The organism is Streptomyces chartreusis, assembly GCF_008704715.1.
GTDB classification, from domain to species: Bacteria; Actinomycetota; Actinomycetes; order Streptomycetales; family Streptomycetaceae; genus Streptomyces; species Streptomyces chartreusis.
In genome coordinates, this window is the sequence record NZ_CP023689.1 from 4,017,070 (window position 1) to 4,039,930 (window position 22,861).

Here is a 22,861-nt window from a genome sequence, read left to right on the forward strand (position 1 = left end):
TCCACTGGCAACAAACGAGCTGATCAGGGCGTTGCCGGGTCGGCGACGGATCACTCGATCTCGAGTCGGTCACGGGCGCCCTTGAAGACCGCGGTGCCCTTCTTCTCCGTGGGGGTGCCCTTGGGCATGTCGACACGCAGCTCGTACATGCGGTCGTCGCCCGTGACCACGATGAGCTGCATGACGCGGGTCGGGGACACGTCCTTGTCGTAGGTGGTGTCGGAGAGGACGGCGTCGTAGCCCTTGAAGGTGGTGCGGGTGGACTGGGTGCTCGCGTCGTGGTTGTAGCTGTCCCAGGTGTCGTGCGCCTCCTGCGCCTGCTCCAGCAGCGGGCGGGGCGACTTGTCCCACTGGGTGAGGCGGACCTGGACGAGGCCGATGTCGTAGACGACGAGCCGGGGCTGATCGGTGGCGCCGCCCTCGCGCGCGGCCTCCTTGTACTCGGTGGGGAGGAAGAGCACGGCGTCCATGTCCCGCTCGGGGTGCCCGGTCCAGCCGCCGGGGGCGGGCGTGGTCGCCGGGGCGAGGGGGGCCGAGCTGTAGGTGGGGTTCATCTCCTTGGCCTCACCGCTGTCGCCGCCGAGGAAGGAGGCGGTGGCGAGCCAGGTGCCGACGACGAGGAGGACACCGAGGACGAGAAGGGGGACCGGGCGCAGGAACCAGGAGCGGCGAGGGGGGTTCGAGGCGGCGGTGGAGGTGGTGGCGCTGGTGGCGGTCGCCGGTTCAGGGGTGGGCTCGGCTTCAGGTGGTGCGACGGGCAAGGGCTCGGGGGTCGGCTCGGCCTTCAGCCGTACGGTCCCGGAGTCCTCGGCGAACTCCCTGAGCCCGCAGGCGTCCTGAGGTCCCGACGCGGCCGCGCCCCCGGAGGGCTCCGGCACCGGCCACCCCTCGGCGACCGCCTCCAGCACCGCACCGACCTCGTCCGCGTCGGGGCGCTGCTCGGGGTCCTTCACCAGCAGCCGCACGATCAGCGATCCGAGCGGCCCGGCCTGTTTCGGCTCGGGCGCGTCGGCGGCGAGGATCGCGGCGAGCGTGGACTCCAGGGTCGTACGGCGGAAGGGCGACCAGCCCTCGACGGCGGCGTACAGGAGCACGCCGAGCGACCACAGGTCGGAGGCGGGGCCGGCGCCGCGGCCGGACATCCGCTCGGGGGCGATGAACTCCAGGGAGCCGACGAACTCGCCGCTGACGGTGAGGGATTCCTCGCCCTGGATGTGGGCGATGCCGAAGTCGGTGAGGACGACGCGGCGGTGCGGGCCGAGCAGTACGTTGGCGGGCTTGACGTCGCGGTGGACGATGCCGACGGCGTGCGCGGCGCGCAGGGCGCCGAGGACGGCGATGCCGATGCGGGCCGCCTCGGGCGCCTCGACGGGGCCGCGTTTGAGGGCCTCGTGCAGGGACTCGCCGCGGACCAGTTCCATGACGATCCAGGGCAGGCCGTCCTCCTCCACGACGACGTCGTGGAGGGAGACGGCGGCCGGATGGTCGACGCGGGCGGCGGCGCGGGCCTCTCGGTAGAGCCGGTTGGCGGCCCGCTGGTGAGCCGCGTCCTCCGGGTCGCCGGGCAACCTCGGCTGTTTCACGGCGACTTCGCGGTCCACCAGTTCGTCGAGCGCCCGCCAGACGGTGCCCATGCCGCCGGAGCCGATGCGCTCGACCAGACGGTAACGCCCGCCGATCACACGCCCGTTGGGTCCGGTGCGGCCACCGTCTTCGCTCATGTCCCATGCCTACCTTGCGGGGTGGGCACTTCGCCAGTTCAGAGCTTGCCGATCTCCAGGTTCTGGATCACCGTCCGCGCCACCTCACGGCCGCGGTCGGTGAAGTCGCCCTTGCTTGGGTAGTTGATGCTGAGTTTGTACATGTCTCCGGCGGAGGTCTTGTAGTAGAAGATCCGCATCTCGCGGGGACGGGGGTTCTGCGTGTCGGTGGTGATGAAGTCGATCGTGTTCTCGGCCGACTTCTTGCCCTGGTACATGGTCTCCTTGGGGGCCGTCCTCGGGTTCGCCGGCATGCTGACGTCGTAGTCGCCGTTCTGCTTGAAGTCGCCGTCGTCGTCGTACATCTCGGCGGCCGCAGATCCGGCGATCTGGCTGCTCGAGTCCTCGGCCTTCTTGTCGAGCCTCAGGCCGATCCAGATGGCCCCGCTCGCGTCGGTGTACGTGACCCAGTGGCCGTCGTCGGTGTCCTCGGGCACGCCCCGCTTGTAGCCGTCCGGCACCGCCAGCGAGGCAGCGAGGGCCTTCTCCTCGTGGACCTTCCAGTGGTCCGGCAGCGGCCCCGCGAACGGGTCGGCGATCACCAGGTACGCCGCCACCGCACCGGCGACCACCGCCGCCCCGATGCCGAGCAGCGCCTTGGGCCCGAGCCGTATGCCGGCCTTGACGCCCTCCGGTATGCGGACGACCTGGGTGGCGGCCTGCACCGGCGGGTTCGCGGCCTGTTCCAGCAGCGCACGCGTCTGCGCGGCGTTCGGGCGGCGGGACGGGTCCTTCTGGAGGAGGCCGTTGATGGCGTCGGCGAGCGGGCCCTGCGCGGCGGCCGGCGCCGCGGGCACGGCGTTCAGGACGGACTGGAGGGTCGCCGGGGTGTTGCTGCGGCGGAACGGCGAGACGCCCTCCGTCGCCGCGTACAGGACGACACCCAGGGACCAGAGGTCGCTGGCCGGGCCGGGGCGCTGGCCCAGCACCCGCTCCGGCGCGATGTACTCGGGCGAGCCGACGAAGCCGCCGGTGTCGGTCAGATTGGTCTCGCCCTCGATCTGGGCGATGCCGAAGTCGGTGAGGACGACGCGGTCGTGGCGGCCGAGCATGACGTTGTCCGGCTTCACGTCGCGGTGCAGGATGCCCGCCGCGTGCGCGGCCTCCAGCGCGCCGAGCACTTCGAGGCCGATTCTCGCCGCGTCGCGGGCGCCGAGCGTGCCCTCCTGCAGCGCGTCGCCCAGCGAACGGCCCTGCACGAGCTCCATCACGATCCACGGCCGGCCGTCCACGACGGCGACGTCGTGGACGTTCACGACGGCCGGGTGGTCGAGCCGGGCCGCGGCGCGTGCCTCGCGGCGCATCCGCTCGTAGGCGTTGGCGCGTTCCCGTTCGGGAAGGTGGTCCGGGACGCGGGGCTCCTTGACCGCGACCTCGCGGTCCACCGTCTCGTCCTTGGCCCGCCAGACCGTGCCCATGCCGCCGTGCCCGAGCTTGGCGAGCAGGCGGTAGCGGCCTGCGACGAGCCGACCGGTGCCGGGGTCGGGGGCGGAGGTCTGAGCGGGGGCAGCCGGGTGCGCGGGTGTGGCCGGGTGGTGGGCGGGTGCGCCCTGGTGGGCCGGCGCGGCCTGCTGCGGAGCGGCCTGCGGGGGCGTCGCGTACGGATTGTCCGGGTGCGGCGCGGGCGCGGACGGGTTCGGCTGCGGTGGTTGCAGTTCAAAACTCGTCGGCTCGTCGGACCGATAAGGGGCTCCCCCGTTGCTGCTCATGGCTCCATTCGTATCGCGGGGGGTGTCCGGGGAGCCAGCGGGAATGCTTTCCGGTCACAGAGCCGTGACTCAGGTCGCGACTTATCTCCCCTTTATTGGGAGTTGGTGGGAACAGGTCTCGAAGTGACCGGTGAGCCGGATGCGCTCGGCGAGACGGACGTGGTGCCCGGTGAAGGCGTCCCGGTGCTCGGTGACGGCGACGCGGTGGGCGACGGGGACCGGGTGGTCGCGCCGGGCGAACTCGCCGTACCGGACGGCTTCTCCGAGGTCCCCGGTGCCGAGCTGGTCGGCACGACACCGGCACCGCCACCCCCGTTCACCAGCAGCGCCGCCGCCGACACCCCCGCCACCGCCATCGCGGCGACCAGCACCACGGTGGCCAGCACGCTGCGGGGCGAGTACGTGCGATCCGCCCTGCTGAACCGTTTCGCCACGAGGGTGTGCCCCGTCTCCAGGAACTCCCGCAGCATCCGCTCCGCGCCCACCGCGTCCAGCCGCAGCGCCGGATCCCGTTCCAGCAGCCCCTGCACGACGGGCAGGATCGGCGCCGCCTGCTCGGGCGGACGGATCTCGTCGGACACCACGGCGAGGACCACGCCGCTCAACGAGTCGCGCCGGAACGGCGACTCGCCGCTCAGGGCCGCGCACAGCAGCGCCCCCACCGACCACAGGTCGGACGCGGGGCCGGTCCCGGCGCCGGACATCCGCTCGGGCGCGGTGTACTCGGGCGAGCCGACGAACGACCCGGCCTCGGTGAGCGTGGAGGCGCCCGGCACTTGTGCGATGCCGAAGTCGGTGAGGACGACACGGTCGGTGCCGTCCTCGATGACCACGTTGGCCGGTTTGATGTCCCGGTGCAGCACGCCCGCCGCGTGGGCCGTGCGCAGCGCGTTCAGCAGGTCGGCGCCGATCCGGGCCGCCTCCCGCGCGTCGACGGGCCCGTCGGCGGCGATCCGGTCGGCGAGGGAGTCGCCGTCGATCAGCTCCATGACGATGTAAGGGCGTTCGTCGTCCTCGACGACGTCGTGGACGACCATGACGTGCGGATGGCTGAGCTGCGCCACGGCCTGGGCCTCACGCAGTGTGCGTTCACGCTGGTGCCGGGCCTCGGCGGCGGAGAGCGTCTCGTCGAGGGGGAGCTCCTTGACGGCCACCCTGCGCCCGAGCAACTGGTCGGTCGCCCGCCATACGACGCCCATGCCGCCACGACCGAGCCTCGCCTCGAGGCGGTAACGCCCCGCGATCACACGGAAGTTGGCCCCCTCGGTCCCCATGAGCCCCATCATGCCGCACCGGACGGACCGACTCCGGGATGCCGATCGGCCAACTATGCAAAGGAGCAAACGACTTCAAAAGCCGCCCGACGCCCCTCAGGACCCGCCGGTCCGCCACCCTTTGAGCACCGACGTGTACTGCTCGCGCGTGGTCGTCCAGTCCTTCTCGGGCGTGGACATGTAGATCGCGTACTCCGTGCCGTCCCGGTCCACGTACGCCTGGTCGATCGCGTGGCGCGGCCCGGGGAAGGGCGTGTCCTTGGCGAGCGCGGTCCAGGTGTACTCCCACAGGGCGGCGTCGCGGTCGCGGTAGAGGTTCTGCTTCAGGGACACGGTCTCGAAGTCGACCAGCTTCTCGCCCACCTGCTGTTCCAGGTCGCGCAGATGGTCGTAGGAGTTCGCGAAGTCGGGCGTGGGGTCGAGGGAGATACGTACGAAATGCTCGCCGCCGTCCGGCGAGTAGTCGACCTGCTGGAGGCCCTCGACCTCCTCGCCGACCACCTCCCGCGACCAGCCCTCGGGCAGATACAGGCTGAACCCCAGGGGGTCGTCATAACGCTTCCAGGACGCCGGTACGCCGGCCTGCCGGGCCGGGTCCTGCGTCGTCGAAGCGCTCGGGTCCGTGGGCTCGGTCGACGTCGAGGCGGACGTGCCGCCACCCTGCGGCCCCCACTTCTGGAGCACGACCGCGGTCCCGCCGCCGATGATCGCCGCGAGCGCGACGACGAGCGCGAGCGTGCGCAGCCGACGTCGCTTGCGGGACGGTACGGCACCGGTGGCCCGGCTGCCCGTGCCGTCGTACGGCCCGCCGAGCGCCGTCGGCCCGGTCGCGGGCGGGTACGGGGTGCCGGTCACCGGCGGATACGGGGTACTGCTCCCCGACGCGTACGGGTTGTTGCTCACCGGCCTGCTGTTCGCCGCCGTCTCCGCACCTGGGGGCGCAGAGCCGGAGTACGAGGGGCCGGTGTGCGCCTCCGGCTCGTAGCGGTTGTGCTGCGTGGGCACGTACACCTGCGCCGCGCTGGGCCGTCGTCCCTCCGCCGCCTCGGCCAGCATCTGCTCGGCCTCGGCCGCGCCGGGACGGGTGGCCGGATCCTTGCGCAGCAGGGCGGTGATGACGGGCGCGAGCGGGCCGGCGTTCCGTGCCTCGGTGGGCTCCTCGTCGACGACCGCCTGCATGGTGCCCAACGGCGAGGTCCGGCGGAAGGGCGAACGGCCCTCCACGGCCGTGTACAGCGTCGCGCCGAGCGCCCACAAGTCGGAGGAGGGGCCCGGGTCGTGGCCGCGGACCCGCTCGGGGGCGAGGTAGTCGACCGAGCCGACGACCTCACCGGTGCGGGTGATGGTGGTGTCGCCCTCGATCTGGGCGATGCCGAAGTCGGTGAGCAGGACCCGGCCGTCCTCGCCCAGCAGGACGTTGCCGGGCTTGACGTCGCGGTGCAGGACCCCGGCGGTGTGCGCGGCGCGCAGCGCCCGCAGCACCCACAGGCCGATCCGGGCGGCCTCGGCGGGCTCGACGCGTCCGCGCTCCTTGACCGCGTCCGCCAGCGAGTTGCCCTCGACCAGCTCCATCACGATCCACGGCCGGCCGTCGTGCTCCAGCACGTCGTGCACGGTGACGACCGCCGAGTGGTTGATGCGCGCGGCGGCCCGCGCCTCGGCCCGGGTGCGGGCGAGCAGCCGTTCCTGGTCGCTCTCGGAGACGTAGAGCGCGGCGGTCAACTCCTTGATCGCCACGGCCCGATGCAGCACCTCGTCGCGCGCACGCCAGACGCGGCCCATGCCGCCGCTGCCGATCGCGTCGACGAGCCGGTAGCGGCCCGAAACGAGCTGGCCCTGCATCTGATTCACGTTGCCCCGCAATGTTCTTGACAGGGTCAGGTTAAGGACCGGCCGACGCGACCGGAACCACGGGGGTGCCATGGAGACCGCACTGTGATGGTTGTCGCTTTCGGCGTCCGGAAGCAACCATCACACAACGTCCGCGGGTGCAATCATCCGGTGACCTGGTACGTCGCCGACGCCTGCTCGAACAGCCGCGTCACCTCGTCCCGCTCCGCCTCCGGCCCGCGCACCTGCACCACGTGGTACCGCCCGTCGATGAGGATCGCGAGATTCCGCACGAACAGCTCGCGCCCCTCGCCGTCGGTCCAGGTGAACTGCCCCTCGGCCATGCTCCGCTCGCCGACCTGAATGCTCTTCAGCCCGCTGGAGGAGGCCCAGCTGGAGTCGCGGTACGGCTGCAACTCCCGCTCGTGCTCCCGCTGGTAGACCATCGGGTCGACGCCGTACTGGTCGGTACTGTCACGGCCCGGCACGACGAAGAGGTCGAAGTCGCCGTGCGAGTACACGACCTGCCCGCGTCCGTTCTTCGGCGTACGGTCCCATCCGTTGGCGACGGCGACCTGGAAGCCGGCGTCGTCCTTGCGCAGGGTGAAGCCGTCCGGGACCTCGGGGTCGTCGCTCTGCGTCTCGTCGTCGGAACCGGCCGACTCCGAGGGGCCGTTGCCGGACTCCGGGGAGGTCTGGTCGGGCCGCGGTTCACTGCTCGCCTCGGCGGACTCGCCGGTGTCCCCGTCACCGGCCTGGCCGGCGGAACCGGTGCGATCCCCGCCCGCGGTGCCGGAGTTGTCCTGGTCGGCCTTCGGCATGAACATCATGGCGTACGTGATCGCCGCGGCCATGCCGAGCAGGACCAGCAGCAGCAACGTACGTCCCAGCCTGCGCGGCGACGCCTCCCGCTTGGTGCGCTTGGCCCGCTTGTGCCGCCCGTGATGCGCGGGCAGCCCGGCCCGCCGCCGGCGCACCAGCTCGCCCCGGCGCCGCACGATCGGCAGCCGGTTCGGGTCGACGGGCGGGGCGGCGACGACATGCGCACCGGCCTCCGGCTCGGGCGCGGAGCGCACCAGCGAGCGCAGCCAGCCGCGCAGCTCCTCGAAGTCGAGGCGCTCGGTGGGGTCCTGACGCAGCAGCGACTCCACGACCGGCCTGAGCGGCCCGCACTCCTCGGCGAAGGCGGGCGGCTCCGCGCACACCATCTGCACCAGCTCGGCCGTCGACTCCTCCGGGTACGGCGCGTGCCCCTGCACGGCCCGGAACAGCAACGCCCCCAGCGCCCACAGGTCGGTCGCGGGCCCGATCGGCGCGGCGAGCCGCCAGTTCTCGTGCACGGGCCCGGCCTGCTCCGGCGCCCAGCGCTCGGTCACGGGCCCCACCACAGCCATCCGAGCCTGCCGAGCCCGCTCCGCGGCAAGCGCGGTGGCGGGCCCGCGATGAACGGGCCCGCCCTTCACGAGATCGTTCCAGCGGGCCGGGGGGTGGGGGGAGTTGGGGGTGCCGGGGGTGGAGGAGGCGCCTGTCGCTGCGGGGGTGCCGAGGGCGGGCGTGGTGTGCGGGGGGAAGTTGCCGGCGCCTGGAAGGGGTGCGGGGGCAGTGGTTCCGGGTGCGGGTATGGGGGTGCCGGGGGCCGGGGTGCCTTGCGCCGGGAAGCCGCCGGGCCCGGGTAGGGGGCCGCCGGCGCCGGGTCCCGACCCGCCCTGCGAGGAGAATCCATCGGCGCCGGGAACGAACGCGCCGCCCCCGGGTGCGGGCGTGCCCTGCGTCGGGAATCCGCCGATGCCGTGCGCGGGCACGGTCGTGCCGGGGGGTGTGCCGAAGCCCTGCTGGAGGTCCTGGCCCGCCGGGGGCAGTGCCGCGCGGTCGCGGTCCGCCTCGGCCGGTGTGCCGATGGCCCCGCCACGGGGCGCGGCGCCGTGCCAGGGCGTGGCCTGCACGCCGTACGGGTCGGCGATCTGCCCAGGGGGCGTCGCCACACCGCTGCCGTCACCGGAGGAGCCGGAGGCATACGGCGGTTGCGCCGCGCCGTTGGCCTGGGACACGGGGCCGCCCTCGGACGCCGGACGGGCACCCGGCAGTGCGACACGCCCGTTCTGCCGGCCCTCCTGCACTCGGGCCGCGGCACGAGCGCCGGCCCGATACGCGGCGATCGCCCCGGCCCGCGCGGCCCTGATGTCCCCGCCGGTCTCCAGAGCGCCGCCCGGAGCCCCTCCCGAGGCCCCGTCGCCATTGCCCGCCTCGGCCGCGGGCACCGGCAGCCCACCGGCCGCCCGCGCCTCTATCGCGGCCCGTCGAGCAGCCTCGGGGTCATCACCGCCGGCGCCGGATCCACCAGCACCGGGCCCAACGGCCGCAGAGCCCGAGCCAGAGCCACCGGCGAGCTGTCCGGGCCCGCCGACGCCGCCCGGGCCACCCGGCCCACCGACACCGCCCCCGGTCCCGGCCTCGCCCCCGTCAGCATCCTCGGCCGGCGGCACCGGGTCGTACCCGCACAGCGCCTCTTCCGCCGCCCCCACCGCCAGTCCGGTCAGCATCACGCGGCCGTCGTCGCAGACGAGCACCGTGCGGGCGGTGATGTTCCGGTGGACCCAGCCATGGGCGTGCAGCACGCGCAGTGCCATGAGGACGTCGGAGGCGACCTCGGCCGCCCGGTACGGCGACATCGGCTTCTCGGCGAGCAGTGCGGCCAGCGGTCGCGCGGCCACGAACTCGCTCACTATCCACAACGAGCCGCCCTCGGCGAACACGTCGAAGACCTGGTCGAGCCTCGGATGATCAGGGATCCGCGCCGCGGCCTGCGCCGCCTCGACGGCCCGCCGCACGGCGGGATCACTGGGCCGGCGGGTGCTGGACCGCGCCGACGTCCGCCGCCCCGCCCCACGCTCACGCGCATCCCGCGCGGTGAAGCCCTCGGGCAGCCCCTCGGCGTCGAGCACCTCCGCCTCTACGACCTCCGGCAACGGCACCTGCCGGACGAGGACTTCCTGCCCGCTGTAGGTGTCGAAGGCGCGGGCCTCGGTGAGTTCGTACTCGTCGGAGGGCGGCAGTGGCAGGCGGTAGCGGTCGGCGAGCACCCGACCCGCATAGTCGTCCACGTTGCCTCCCCCGGCCGCCCGGTTGGTCAATTCCGTTCGCCTTGCGTCGCTTTCCGGGCACGCGACTGGATGCGCACGGTCCGCAAGCATTCACGATACGTGCCGGAGGCAACCCACAAAGAGGGGTTGCCGTATCTCACGGTTCAAACCCGGCCGTCGCGAACACTTGCGGAGATCGACTCACCTCATGACTTCGGCTGGAACGAACCGGTCAGTGTCTTCCAGGTGTCCTTGCGGAGATCACTGTCCCAATCGGCGGCCTTCGCGGTGTACATCAGCGCATAGCCCCGACGGCTGTCCACGACGAACCCACGGTCGATCGTCCGGTACTTCGTCCCGCCGTCGACATAGGTGAACTCCCAGTCGGCCGTGTTCCAGCCGCGATAGTCCACCTTCTCTATGCGGATCCGGTCGTACTGGGAGCGCTGCATGTACTGCTCCTGGTCCTCCCAGTCCGCGACCGGGTCGTCCTGCGGCGTGGACGTCCAGGCGACGAGCAGCTTCTGCCCGTCGGGCCCGGTGAACCGGTCTCCCGAGGAGCCCGTGGTCTCGTACTTCCAGCCCTTGGGAAGCCCGATCGAGTACCCCTGGTTCCCCTTGTGGGTCGAGACGGCTCCGTTGCCACCGCCGGACCCGGCCTCGGCGCCGCTCCCCCCGGTGGCGCTCGCCTCGGCGCTCGGCGTCTTCCCGTCCTCGGATCCGGAACCGGAACCGGAACCCTTGTCCTCCGACGAGGACTTGTCGCCGTCCGTACGGGTCCCCTCGTCGTCCCGCTTGGTGTCGGAGCTCGCGCTCGCCTTGGTGGAGGCCTTTGCCCCGCCGTCGCCCGCGGCCCCGGTCGAGTCACCGCCGCCGTTCAGGACCACGGCCAGCACCACACCGAGGACGGCGAGCGCCACGACCACCGCGATGATCACCAGCGTGCGCCTGGGCACCACATCGGTGAGCGGCGCCCTCGGCACGGTCCGCTCCGGCAGATCCGGCGGCGGCATGACGGGCCACCCCGAACTCCGGCCCGCGCCCTGCCCGTTCCCACTCGCGGCATCGCGCTCACCGGCACCCGCACCGCCCTTGGCCCCGGCACCCGCCGCGGACCCGCCGGCCACACCGCCCTCGGAACCGGAACCCTGACCGGAACTCCCGGCGTCCGCCGAAGCCCCAGCCGCACTCCCCGCCGTGGCCGACCCTCCGGCCGACCCGCCGGACGTCCGAGCGGCCGACCCGCCGGCCGCTTCACCGCCCGCGACCGAACCGGACTCGCCCTTTTCACTCGCGGACTTGCCACGCGTGGCAGCCCCGGCGGCCGCCCCCGCGCCCACCGCGGCCTTGCGCACGGAACGCAGTGCCCCGCGCAACCGCTCCCCGGCCTCCTCGCCCCGCTTGCCCACGGACCCGGCACCCGAACGCCCCTTGCCCTCCGGCGCGCCGGGCTGCGGCGGCAGCGGCACGACCTTCGTCGCGTCCGCCGGCTCCGGCTCGGCCTTGCGCTCGGGCGCGTGGATGACGGCGTTGAGCATCTTCCGCGCACCGGCGTCGTCGAGCCGCTTCTCGGGGTCCTTGTTGAGCAGGCCGTAGATGACGTCCCGCAGCGGACCCGCGTTCTTCGGCTCCTCCATCGGCTCGGTCATCACCGCGGTGAGCGTGGCGATCGCGGAGCCCTTGTCGTACGGCGGCACACCCTCGACCGACGCGTACAACAGGCCGCCCAGCGACCACAGGTCGGCCGCGGGGCCCGGCTTGTGGCCGCGGGCCCGCTCCGGGGAGATGTAGGAGGGCGCGCCGACGAGCATGCCGGTCGAGGTGATGGACGGGTCGCCCTCGACCTGGGCGATGCCGAAGTCGGTGAGCACGACCCGGTCGGTGTCGGACTCCAGCAGGACGTTCGACGGCTTCACGTCACGGTGCAGGATGCCCTCGCGGTGCGCGGACCGCAGCACGTCGAGCACGGCCAGGCCCACCTCGGCCGCCCGCTTGGGCTCCAGCAGGCCGTCCTCCCGGATGACCTCGGCGAGCGACTTGCCCTCGACGAGCTCCATCACGATCCAGGGCCGGTCGTCCTCGTCGACCACGTCGAACACCGTGACCGCGCTGTTGTTGCGGATCCGGGCGATCGCCTTGGCCTCACGCAGGGTGCGTGTGATCAGGCGTCGCTTCTCCTCCTCGTCGATGTTCGAGGGGAACCGCAGCTCCTTGACGGCGACCGTGCGCCCCAGTGTCTCGTCGACGGCACGCCACACCGTGCCCATGCCGCCCCTGCCGAGCACACCGCCCAGCCTGTACCGCCCCGCGAGGAGACGCTCACGGTCGTCCTGACGAGTCTCCTGACGAGATGTCCCCGCCCGCTCCGCCTCCGACATGCGTCCCCTCATACAACCCGCCCTGACAGAGCCTCCATTGTCTCTCACCCGACAAGTGCCCAACGCCCAGGGTGCCTCTCATGCGGCCACCCGCCCGCAGGCGCCGGCACCCGGACCCGCTCTCACCCGGGGCCCCGTGTACCGCGCGTAACACTCCCCGGCATGATGAGCCGCGTGGAGGGGAGGGAACCCGCATGGCGCGACCGGTGATGCCACTGCTTCGGACACTACTTGCCTTCCCTGTGCTCCTGACGCTTCTCGGCCTCGTGTCCCCGTCGCTCCTCGGCCTGTCTCCGGCCGGCCGGCCGGCTCTCACCGCCTCGTCGACGTCCGGGGCCCCGGCGACGGACGCCCTCCTCGCACGGCTCGTGACCCGGGGCAGGGCCCCCGCGGCGGCCCTGCTGGCCCGCGAGGAGACCGGCACCCGCTACACCCGAGCCGGCCAGGGCATCGCCCGCACCGACCACTTCCGCGCCGGCAGCATGACGAAGACCTTCATCGCGACGGTCGTCCTGCAACTGGCCGCCGAGGGGCAGCTGTCCCTGTCCGACACGGTGGAGCGGTACCTGCCGGGCCTGGTGCGCGGGGCGGGCAACGACGGGCGCGCGCTCACCCTTCGTGCCCTGCTGACCCACACCAGCGGCCTGTACGACTTCACCGCGGCGACCAGAGGCGCTCTCCCCTTGACGTCGCTTCAGGCTGTCCGAATAGCACTCACCCACCCCCCTGCCGCCCGCGGCGGCTTCTCCTACTCGAACACCAACTACGTGTTGCTCGGCCTGGTCGTCGAGCAGGTCACCGGCCGCTCCTACGCCGCCGAGACCGAACGGCGCGTCATCGCCCCGCTGGGTCTGACCGGCACCTCCTTCCCTGGTTCCCGCACCTCGCTGCCCTCCCCGCACGGCCGCGCCTACGCCACCGACGGGACCGATGTCACCGAACTCGATCCCCGGGTGGCGGGCGCCGCCGGTGAGCTGGTGACCACGCTCGCCGACCTCGACCGCTTCTACGCCGCGCTGCTCGGCGGCCGGCTGCTGCCCCCGCGCTGGCTGCGCGAGATGCTCGACACCCGTGCCGCACACGGCTCGTACGGCATGGGTCTCTTTCCCGTGAAACTGCGCTGCGGCACCGTCGTATGGGGGCACAGCGGGCGCATATCCGGCAGCTACGTGCGCTCCGCGGCCACCGTCGACGGGCGTCGTGTCATGACTTTCCGGGTGAACACGACGGCGATCGCAGATCCCGGCCTCGAACCCCGGCTGCTCGCCGCCGAGTTCTGCCCTCGCACCAAGTAGAACGGCCGAGGTTCGAGCGAAGATCCCATCCCCGGCCACCCGTTCGGGTGACGTTCTCGACGACTACGCCGGCACGGTCACAGCGGCACGATGTCCGGCGCCCCCAGCCGCGCCGCGTCCGCCGTCAGGTCGTCCGGCTGGCGCTGCGACTCCCGCTCGGCCTCCACGCGCTTCTGGTAGTGCTCGACCTCGCGCTCGATGTGTCCCTTGTCCCAGCCCAGCACCGGCGCCATCAGCTCGGCGGCCTCGCGCGCGCAACGGGTGCCGCGGTCGAAGGTCTCGATGGAGATGCGGGTGCGCCGCGTCAGGGCGTCGTCCAGATGGCGCGCCCCCTCGTGCGAGGCGGCGTACACGATCTCGGCGCGCAGATAGTCGTCGCCGGACGCGAGGGGTTCGCCCAGCGCCGGGTTCGCGGTGATGAGTTCGAGCACCTCCTCGGCGAGCGACCCGTACCGGTTCAACAGGTGCTCCACGCGCACCACATGAAGGCCCGTCCGCGCCGCGATCCGCGCCCGCGCGTTCCACATCGCGCGGTATCCCTCCGCGCCCACCAGCGGGATCTCCTCCGTCACGCACTCGGCGACCCGCATGTCGAGCCCGTGCACGGCCGCGTCCACCGCGTCCTTGGCCATGACGCGGTACGTCGTGTACTTGCCGCCAGCCACGACGACGAGTCCGGGCACGGGATGCGCCACGGTGTGTTCGCGGGACAGCTTGCTCGTGGCGTCCGACTCCCCGGCGAGCAGCGGCCGCAGTCCGGCGTACACGCCTTCCACGTCGTCGCGGGTCAGGGGCACCGAGAGCACCGAGTTCACGTGTTCCAGCAGGTAGTCGATGTCCGCGCTGGACGCGGCCGGGTGGGCCTTGTCGAGGTCCCAGTCGGTGTCGGTGGTGCCGACGATCCAGTGCCGGCCCCAGGGGATGACGAACAGCACGGACTTCTCGGTGCGCAGGATGAGCCCGCTGGAGGAGTGGATGCGGTCCTTGGGCACGACCAGGTGGATGCCCTTGGACGCGCGGACGTGGAACTGCCCGCGCTCGCCCACCATCGACTGGGTGTCGTCGGTCCACACCCCGGTGGCGTTGACGATCTGCTTGGCGCGGATCTCGTACTCGCCGCCGCCCTCGACGTCCTGCACCCGGGCGCCGACGACCCGCTCGCCCTCACGCAGGAACGCCGTCACCCGCGCCCGGTTGGCGACCTTCGCGCCGTAGGCCGCGGCCGTGCGCACGAGGTTGGCCACATAGCGGGCGTCGTCCATCTGCGCGTCGTAGTACTGCAACCCGCCGACCAGCGCTTCCTTCTTCAGGGCGGGGGCGATGCGCAGGGCGTTGCGGCGGCTCAGATGGCGGTGCATGGGCAGGCCGCGGCCATGGGTGCGGGCCATCGACATGACGTCGTAGAGCATGACGCCGCACCCGGCGTACAGACGCTCCCAGCCCTTGTACTGCAGCGGGTACAGGAACGGCACCGGTTTCACCAGGTGCGGCGCCAGCCGCTCCAGCAGCAGCCCGCGTTCCTTGAGAGCTTCCCGTACGAGGCCGAAGTCGAGCATCTCCAGATAGCGCAGGCCGCCGTGAATGAGCTTGCTCGACCTGCTGGAGGTGCCCGAGGCCCAGTCCCGGGCCTCGACCAGTCCGGTGGACAGTCCGCGGGTCACCGCGTCGAGCGCTGTGCCCGCGCCCACGACGCCACCGCCCACGACCAGTAGGTCCAGCTCGCGCTCGGCCATTGCCGCCAGTGACTCGGCGCGCTCGGCCGGCCCCAGTGTCGCTGTCCTCACTGCTGCCTCCCGCTCATCGGTCGCGTGGGCCGCACCCGTCGGGCGAAGCCCGGTTCCTACCCCCTATGCCCAAAATTCTGACCGCGTTGCCCGACTTCAGCCACCACTCGCCCCCAGCCTGTGGACAACACTCACGGAAACGCGATCATTCAATGCCGCAAATCGGTCATATTTACTCCTAGTCTGACATTGCGCTCCCTCGTCCTGTCCACAGGGGTTGCGCAACCGCCCCGCTTCGGTTACTGGGAAGGACGGCCCACGCCATGCCCGCAGATCTCGCCGTCATCGGACTAGGCCCGTACGGCCTGCCGCTGGCCAAGGCTGCCGTCGCCGTCGGCATCCCCACGCTCGGTTACCGGACCGGGCCCGATTCCGGCTCCCTCAGTCCCGCCGAACTGCGCCGGATGCTCTCGGGGGGCTTCCGGCACGCCACGAACCCCGCCGAGCTCGGCCGGGTCCGCACCGCCGTCATCTGCCCACCGACCCCGCGCGGCGCCGACGGCTCCCTCGACCTGAGCCAGGTGGAGGCGGCCGCCCGCACCCTGGCCGGACAGCTGCGCCCGCACACCACCGTCATCCTGGAGTCACCGGTACCGCCGGGCACCACCGAGAACGTGCTGCGCCCCCTCCTCGAAGAGGGCTCCGGGATGCGCGCCGGCCGTGATTTCCACCTGGCGTACTCCCCCAGCCGCGTCGACCCCGGAAACCGCCACTTCACGCCCGCCAACACTCCCCAGGTGATCGGCGGGCTCACCCCCGCCTGCACCGAGTCGGCGGCCGCCTTCTACGGCCGTCTCACCGACAAGGTGGTACGCGCGCGTGGCCCGCGCGAGGCGGAGACCGTGCAGGTCCTGGAGACCAACTTCCGGCACGTCAACATCGCCCTCGTCAACGAGATGGCCGTCCTCTGCCACGACTTGGGCGTCGACCTGTGGGACGTCATCCGCTGCGCGGAGACCAAACCGTTCGGCTTCCAGGCCTTCCGCCCCGGCCCCGGCGTCGGCGGCCACGCCGTCCCGCAGGACCTCTCCGGCCCCGCCGGCCGCACCCTGCGCATGGTCGAACTGGCCCAGCAGGTCAACAGCCAGATGCCCCGCTACGTCGTGCAGCGCGCCGCCGCCCTGCTCAACGAGCACGGCAAGTCCGCCCGCGGTGCCCGCATCCTCCTGCTCGGCGTCACCTACAAGCCCGACCTCGCCGACCAGCAGTCCACACCGGCCCAGGAGGTCGCCACCCGCCTGCTGGAGCTGGGCGCGTCCATCAGCTACCACGACCCCTACATCGCCTCCTGGAGCGTCCTGGACCGCCCGGTGCCGCGCGCGGACGCCCTGTACGAGGCCGTCGCGGACGCCGACCTGACGATCCTGCTCCAGCAGCACCGGACGTACGACCTGCAAGGTCTGTCGGTGAAGGCCCAGCTCCTGCTGGACACGCGCGGGGCGGCGCCCACCGGGGCGGCACACCGGTTGTGACGCGGACGCTCCCGGCCGCCACACGCGCGTGAGCCGCTCCGGACGCAAAAGGGCCGCTCCGGACGCAAAAGGGCCGGTCACCCCACCCAGGGGTGACCGGCCCTTCCCTGACGAAGACGTCGTACGGACTAGCGCATGTGCTGCGAGTCCGCGACCGTCACCTCGACCCGCTGGAACTCCTTGAGCTCGCTGTAGCCGGTCGTGGCCATGGCCCGGCGCAAGGCGCCGAAGAAGTTCATGGAGCCGTCGGGAGTGTGCGACGGGCCCGTCAGCACCTCCTCGATGGTGCCGACCGTGCCCAGGTCGACCTTCTTGCCGCGCGGCAGCTCGTCGTTCACGGCCTCCATGCCCCAGTGGTGGCCCTTGCCCGGCGCGTCCGTGGCGCGGGCCAGCGGGGAGCCCATCATCACGGCGTCGGCGCCGCAGGCGATGGCCTTGGGGAGGTCGCCGGACCAGCCCACACCGCCGTCGGCGATCACGTGGACGTACCGGCCGCCGGACTCGTCCATGTAGTCGCGGCGGGCCGCGGCCACGTCGGCGACCGCCGTCGCCATCGGGACACGGATGCCGAGGACGTTGCGGGTGGTGTGCGCGGCGCCGCCGCCGAAGCCGACCAGGACGCCCGCGGCGCCCGTGCGCATCAGGTGCAGGGCGGCGGTGTAGGTGGCGCAGCCGCCGACGATCACCGGGACGTCGAGTTCGTAGATGAACTGCTTCAGGTTCAGCGGCTCGTGCGAGGAGGAGACGTGCTCCGCGGAGACCGTGGTGCCGCGGATGACGAAGATGTCGACGCCGGCGTCGACGACCGCCTTGGAGAACTGGGCCGTGCGCTGCGGGGAGAGCGCGGCGGCGGTGACGACGCCCGAGTCGCGCACCTCCTTGATGCGCTGCCCGATCAGCTCCTCCTTGATGGGAGCGGCGTAGACCTCCTGGAGGCGGCGCGTGGCGGCCTCGGTGGGCATCCCGGCGATCTCGTCGAGGAGCGGCTGCGGGTCCTCGTACCGCGTCCACAGGCCCTCGAGGTTCAGCACGCCGAGACCGCCGAGCTCGCCGATGCGGATCGCGGTGGCCGGGGAGACGACCGAGTCCATGGGCGCGGCCAGGAAGGGCAGCTCGAAGCGGTAGGCGTCGATCTGCCAGGCGATCGAGACCTCCTTCGGGTCCCGCGTACGGCGGCTGGGGACGACGGCGATGTCGTCGAAGGCGTACGCCCGGCGGCCGCGCTTGCCGCGCCCGATCTCGATCTCAGTCACGTCTGTGGCCTTTCCCTGATGCGTTCAGCGTCTTCCAGTATCGCCGACGGGCACGACGAGGGCGGCCCCGGATGCTTCCGGGGCCGCCCCATCAGGCGTGCTGCCTACTTACGGCTGTAGTTCGGTGCCTCGACCGTCATCTGGATGTCGTGCGGGTGGCTCTCCTTCAGACCCGCCGACGTGATCCGCACGAACCGGCCCTTGTCCTGGAGCTCGGGGACCGTGCTGCCGCCGACGTAGAACATCGACTGGCGCAGACCGCCGACCAGCTGGTGGACGACGGAGGACAGCGGGCCGCGGTAGGGCACCTGGCCCTCGATGCCCTCGGGGATCAGCTGCTCGTCGGAGGCGACGCCCTCCTGGAAGTAGCGGTCCTTGGAGAACGACTTGCGGTCGCCGCGGGTCTGCATGGCGCCGAGCGAGCCCATGCCGCGGTACGACTTGAACTGCTTGCCGTTGATGAACAGCAGCTCGCCCGGGGACTCCTCGCAGCCCGCGAGCAGCGAGCCGAGCATCACGGTGTCGGCGCCCGCGACCAGGGCCTTGGCGATGTCGCCGGAGTACTGCAGGCCGCCGTCGCCGATGACCGGGACGCCGGCCGCCTTGGCGGCCAGCGAGGCCTCGTAGATGGCGGTGACCTGCGGGACGCCGATGCCTGCGACCACTCGGGTCGTACAGATGGAGCCGGGGCCGACGCCGACCTTGATGCCGTCCACGCCGGAGTCGATGAGCGCCTGGGCTCCGTCCTTGGTGGCGATGTTGCCGCCGATGACGTCGACGCCGGCGGAGTTCGACTTGATCTTGGCGACCATGTCGCCGACCAGGCGGGAGTGGCCGTGCGCGGTGTCGACGACGATGAAGTCGACGCCGGCCTCGATCAGCGCCTGGGCGCGCTCGAAGGAGTCACCGGCGACGCCGACCGCGGCGCCGACGATGAGGCGGCCCTTCGAGTCCTTCGAGGCGTTCGGGTACTTCTCCGCCTTGACGAAGTCCTTGACGGTGATCAGGCCCTTGAGGATGCCGTGGTCGTCGACCAGCGGCAGCTTCTCGATCTTGTGCTTGCGCAGCAGCTCGATGGCCTCGACGCCGGAGATGCCGACCTTGCCGGTGACCAGCGGCATCGGCGTCATGACCTCGCGCACCCGGCGCGCACGGTCGCTCTCGAAGGCCATGTCACGGTTGGTGACGATGCCCAGCAGCTTGCCGGCCGGGTCGGTGACCGGGATGCCGCTGATGCGGAACTTGGCGCACATCGCGTCGGCCTCGCCGAGCGTGGCGTCCGGGTGGATGGTGATCGGGTTGGCCACCATGCCGGACTCGGAGCGCTTCACCAGGTCGACCTGGTTGGCCTGGTCCTCGATGGAGAGGTTGCGGTGCAGAACGCCGACGCCGCCCTGACGGGCCATCGCGATCGCCATGCGCGACTCGGTGACCTTGTCCATGGCGGCGGACAGGAGCGGGATGTTCACCCGCACGTTCTTCGAGACGTACGAGGCGGTGTCGATCTCGTCGGGTGCCATGTCCGACGAGCCCGGCAGCAGCAGCACGTCGTCGTAGGTCAGCCCGAGAGTCGCGAATTTACCGGGCACTCCGTCGACGTTGGCAGTCATGACACCTTCCCCAAATGGCCTTGATCGGTGCGGATGTCCATGCTAACGGGAAGCGCGGCTAGCAAATTCCACGGTTCTGTAAGGCTCCAGGCTTCGTATGTTCGTACGGAATCGAAGCCGGGCCCGTTCATTTCCGGGCGCCCCCAAGGGAGCGCAAGGGAGCGCTACTGCTCGGCGAGTGCGCGCAGCCGGCTCAGCGCCCTGTGCTGCGCCACCCGGACCGCTCCGGGTGACATTCCCAACATCTGTCCGGTCTCCTCCGCGGTCAACCCCACGGCGATCCTCAGCAGCAGCAGTTCGCGCTGGTTCTCGGGCAGGTTGGCCAGCAGTTTCTTGGCCCACTCGGCGTCGCTGCTGAGCAGCGCGCGCTCCTCCGGGCCGAGGGAGTCGTCGGGGCGCTCGGGCATCTCGTCCGAGGGGACAGCGGTGGAACCGGGGTGCCGCATCGCCGCCCGCTGGAGGTCGGCCACCTTGTGCGCGGCGATGGCGAAGACGAACGCCTCGAAGGGCCGGCCGGTGTCCTTGTAGCGCGGCAGGGCGAGGAGGACGGCGACGCAGACCTCCTGGGCGAGGTCCTCGACGAAGTGCCGGGCGTCGCCCGGAAGGCGGGACAGCCTGGTGCGGCAGTAGCGCAGGGCCAGGGGGTGGACATGCGCGAGCAGATCGTGCGTGGCCTGCTCGTCCCCGTCCACGGCGCGATGGACGAGTGCACCGATCGCCCCTGCGGCTTTGGCCGCCTCGTCGTCGCGCATCGGTCCATGGTGCCCTGCGGCCGTGTGCGCCGTGGCATCGCGCCCGATGTTGTGCACCGAAGCGTTATGAGCAGGTGCGCCGGAACTCATCCCTTGCGCCCTCCCCTTCCGCTCGACCGACTCGTCCCCGAGAGACTCCACACCTCAAGGATGCGGCATCCGCGGCGAAACGAGCAGCGGCCACCGACAGAGCTGCTTGGCCGACCTAGCGCCCGCGCCCCCAGAGGGGCGCGGGAAACTGCGCGACCAGCCACGACGGGCCCGCGGTCGCCGGACGGCGCGACACGGCGACCCGCAGTGACGCGATTAACGAACCAGGCCCCAGCGGAACCCGAGTGCCACCGCGTGCGCCCGGTCCGACGCACCGAGCTTCTTGAACAGCCGGCGGGCATGCGTCTTCACGGTGTCCTCGGAGAGGAACAGCTCGCGGCCGATCTCCGCGTTGGACCGACCGTGACTCATGCCTTCGAGCACCTGGATCTCACGCGCCGTGAGCGTCGGCGCGGCACCCATCTCGGCGGAGCGCAGCCGCCGCGGGGCGAGCCGCCAGGTCGGGTCGGCCAGCGCCTGGGTCACCGTGGCCCGCAACTCGGCGCGCGAGGCGTCCTTGTGCAGATAGCCGCGCGCCCCGGCGGCGACCGCGAGGGCCACGCCGTCCAGGTCCTCGGCGACGGTGAGCATGATGATGCGCGCGCCGGGGTCGGCGGACAGCAGCCGCCGAACGGTCTCTACGCCGCCCAGACCGGGCATGCGTACGTCCATCAGGATCAGATCCGAACGGTCCGCACCCCAGCGGCGGAGGACTTCCTCGCCGTTGGCCGCGGTCGTGACGCGCTCGACGCCGGGCACGGTCGCGACCGCGCGGCGGAGCGCCTCTCGGGCAAGCGGGGAGTCGTCGCAGACGAGGACGGATGTCATGGCCGCCCTCCGCAGCTGATGCACGTCACCTTGAGCCTCCAGGCTGGTACGAAATGTCACCTGTGCGGTCGACCGTCTCGGACGTCTGCCCGAGCACTTGTTGCTTCAACCGCCTCCGCCCTCTCAACGACGGTCACTCGAAAGAGTTACGGGGGCATGCGCCGTCTTCGGCACTCTACGTGAGGGGACGGACACGGGGCAGACATGCAGGGCGGACCCTCCCTGTTTCATCACATCCCGTGCCCCATTCAGCCCTTTTTCTTCCCGTTTCTTGGCGTTTGGAGCTAGATTCGCAATGAGTCATATTTTCATCTCCTTAGATCGTAGATGTACGGTCGTAGACACCGGATCCGCCCAGAACGGCTACAAGGGGTCACGTAATGGCAGATTTCTCCCGCCTTCCCGGACCGAACGCGGACCTGTGGGACTGGCAGCTGCTGGCTGCATGTCGCGGGGTGGACAGCTCGCTCTTCTTTCATCCTGAAGGCGAGCGCGGTGCGGCCCGGAGCGCTCGAGAGAACTCGGCCAAAGAGGTCTGCATGAGGTGCCCGGTGCGCGCACAGTGCGCGGCGCATGCGCTGGCGGTTCGCGAACCGTACGGCGTATGGGGCGGCTTGACCGAGGACGAGCGCGAGGAACTCATGGGGCGGGCCCGCAACCGGCTGGTGTCGGCATCGACGACCAGCGGTGACGCCGGTCCGCACACCTGAAGGAACGTTTCTGCAAACCAGGGCGCGCGTGTGCGTGCCCTTCCTTCTGGGTGCTGACCGCCGCCTCTCGGCTGCCGCCTGCGGCTAGCGGGCCGCGGCGCGCGCCAGTTGCTCCAGCGTCGCCGCGACGGCCGGTACCTGTGCCAGGTCACTCAGCGTGAGCGCGACGATCTCCCGCCGCACGGCCGGTTCCAGCGTCAGCATGCGCGCACCGCGCGGCCGTACGGACTCCACGGCCAGCTGCGGCAGGACGGCCACGCCGAGGCCGGCGCCCACCAGGCCGACGACCGCCGGATAGTCGTCGGTGGCGAAGTCGATGCGGGGCGTGAAGCCGGCGCTCTCGCACACCTCGACCAGCTGACCCCGGCAGCGCGGGCACCCGGCGATCCACGGCTCGGCCGCGAGCTCGCCGATGGAGACGGACTGCGCGCGTGCCAGCCGGTGCCGCTCCGGTACGAGGCCGACGAGGCGGTCCGTCAGCAGGGGACGTACGACGAGGTCGTCCCACTCCCCTTCCTGGGGCGCACCCTCGTAGCGGAACGCGAGCGCCACGTCGCAGTCGCCCTCGCGCAGCAGCTCGACGGACTTCGGGGGCTCGGCCTCCTCCAGGGAGACACGGGTGCCGGGGTGCGCGGCGCGCAGCGCGGCGAGGGCGGTCGGGACGAGGGTGGAGCTGCCGCTGGGGAAGGAGACGAGCCGTACGCGTCCGGCGCGCAGGCCGGCGATCGCGGCGACCTCCTCCTCGGCGGCTGTGAGCCCCGAGAGGATCCCGGCGGCGTGCCGCACCAGTGCCTCACCGGCCTGGGTCAGCCGCATCTCGCGCCCGCTGCGGACCAGCAGAGGGGTGCCGACGGACGACTCCAGGGCCTTCATCTGCTGGCTGACGGCGGGCTGGGTGCAGCCGAGCTCGCGCCCCGCCGCGGAGAAGGAGCCGGTGGCGGCGACGGCGCGCAGCACTCGGAGATGACGGGCCTCGATCACCCCTTGAGCATAAGCGAACCTTGGGTACGCCGCCGAATAATGCGTGGACGCTTTG

15 protein-coding genes are annotated in these 22,861 nt (G+C 71.7%); 3 read left to right on the plus strand and 12 right to left on the minus strand.

Annotated features, from left to right (window positions below; translation table 11 throughout):
* Positions 1–50 precede the first annotated feature (50 nt).
* The 6 genes from CP983_RS16975 to CP983_RS17000 all read right to left on the minus strand — a co-directional run bounded on the left by CP983_RS16975 (position 51) and on the right by CP983_RS17000 (position 12,031).
* Positions 51–1,721: a serine/threonine-protein kinase gene (locus CP983_RS16975; protein WP_150500289.1), complete on the minus strand. Its 1,671-nt coding sequence runs from the start codon at positions 1,719–1,721 to the stop codon at positions 51–53.
* Positions 1,722–1,759: 38 nt separating this feature from the next.
* Positions 1,760–3,469, minus strand: coding sequence for a serine/threonine-protein kinase (locus tag CP983_RS16980; protein ID WP_150500290.1), 1,710 nt, complete (start codon positions 3,467–3,469; stop codon positions 1,760–1,762).
* Between the two features lie 92 nt (positions 3,470–3,561).
* Positions 3,562–4,743, minus strand: coding sequence for a serine/threonine-protein kinase (locus CP983_RS16985; protein WP_150500292.1), 1,182 nt, complete (start codon positions 4,741–4,743; stop codon positions 3,562–3,564).
* A gap of 96 nt (positions 4,744–4,839) precedes the next feature.
* Entirely contained in the window at positions 4,840–6,585 is a 1,746-nt protein-coding gene (locus tag CP983_RS16990; RefSeq protein ID WP_150500294.1) for a serine/threonine-protein kinase, read from the minus strand.
* A 152-nt stretch (positions 6,586–6,737) separates the two neighbouring features.
* A complete protein-coding gene (locus CP983_RS16995) occupies positions 6,738–9,674 on the minus strand; it encodes a protein kinase (RefSeq protein WP_150500296.1) in 2,937 nt (978 codons plus the stop codon).
* 185 nt (positions 9,675–9,859) lie between these two features.
* On the minus strand, positions 9,860–12,031 hold the full coding sequence (locus CP983_RS17000; protein WP_150500298.1) for a serine/threonine-protein kinase: 2,172 nt from the start codon (positions 12,029–12,031) through the stop codon (positions 9,860–9,862).
* 209 nt (positions 12,032–12,240) lie between these two features.
* Here CP983_RS17000 and CP983_RS17005 point away from each other — a divergent pair, with 209 nt between their 5' ends.
* A complete protein-coding gene (locus CP983_RS17005) occupies positions 12,241–13,326 on the plus strand; it encodes a serine hydrolase domain-containing protein (RefSeq protein ID WP_107905258.1) in 1,086 nt (361 codons plus the stop codon).
* A 77-nt stretch (positions 13,327–13,403) separates the two neighbouring features.
* On the opposite strand, the gene CP983_RS17010 is transcribed toward CP983_RS17005, so the two are convergent.
* Positions 13,404–15,110, minus strand: coding sequence for a glycerol-3-phosphate dehydrogenase/oxidase (locus CP983_RS17010; RefSeq protein WP_150500300.1), 1,707 nt, complete (start codon positions 15,108–15,110; stop codon positions 13,404–13,406).
* Between the two features lie 263 nt (positions 15,111–15,373).
* On the opposite strand from CP983_RS17010, the gene CP983_RS17015 reads away from it, so the two are divergent.
* Positions 15,374–16,582 (plus strand): nucleotide sugar dehydrogenase, encoded by a 1,209-nt coding sequence (locus tag CP983_RS17015; protein ID WP_150500302.1) that lies wholly within the window; start codon positions 15,374–15,376, stop codon positions 16,580–16,582.
* Positions 16,583–16,710: 128 nt separating this feature from the next.
* Here CP983_RS17015 and CP983_RS17020 read toward each other — a convergent pair whose 3' ends face one another.
* The 4 genes from CP983_RS17020 to CP983_RS17035 form a co-directional block, all read right to left on the minus strand.
* On the minus strand, positions 16,711–17,835 hold the full coding sequence (locus tag CP983_RS17020; RefSeq protein WP_107904018.1) for a GuaB3 family IMP dehydrogenase-related protein: 1,125 nt from the start codon (positions 17,833–17,835) through the stop codon (positions 16,711–16,713).
* A 104-nt stretch (positions 17,836–17,939) separates the two neighbouring features.
* A complete protein-coding gene (gene guaB / locus CP983_RS17025) occupies positions 17,940–19,445 on the minus strand; it encodes an IMP dehydrogenase (RefSeq protein ID WP_150500304.1) in 1,506 nt (501 codons plus the stop codon).
* A 164-nt stretch (positions 19,446–19,609) separates the two neighbouring features.
* Positions 19,610–20,197: a sigma-70 family RNA polymerase sigma factor gene (locus tag CP983_RS17030; RefSeq protein WP_030946246.1), complete on the minus strand. Its 588-nt coding sequence runs from the start codon at positions 20,195–20,197 to the stop codon at positions 19,610–19,612.
* Positions 20,198–20,503: 306 nt separating this feature from the next.
* Positions 20,504–21,115, minus strand: a complete 612-nt coding sequence (locus CP983_RS17035; RefSeq protein WP_003948568.1) for a response regulator transcription factor — start codon at positions 21,113–21,115, stop codon at positions 20,504–20,506.
* 380 nt (positions 21,116–21,495) lie between these two features.
* Here CP983_RS17035 and CP983_RS17040 point away from each other — a divergent pair, with 380 nt between their 5' ends.
* Positions 21,496–21,825, plus strand: coding sequence for a WhiB family transcriptional regulator (locus CP983_RS17040; RefSeq protein WP_150500306.1), 330 nt, complete (start codon positions 21,496–21,498; stop codon positions 21,823–21,825).
* Positions 21,826–21,909: 84 nt separating this feature from the next.
* Here CP983_RS17040 and CP983_RS17045 read toward each other — a convergent pair whose 3' ends face one another.
* Positions 21,910–22,806, minus strand: coding sequence for a LysR family transcriptional regulator (locus CP983_RS17045; RefSeq protein WP_030946240.1), 897 nt, complete (start codon positions 22,804–22,806; stop codon positions 21,910–21,912).
* Positions 22,807–22,861: the final 55 nt, after the last annotated feature.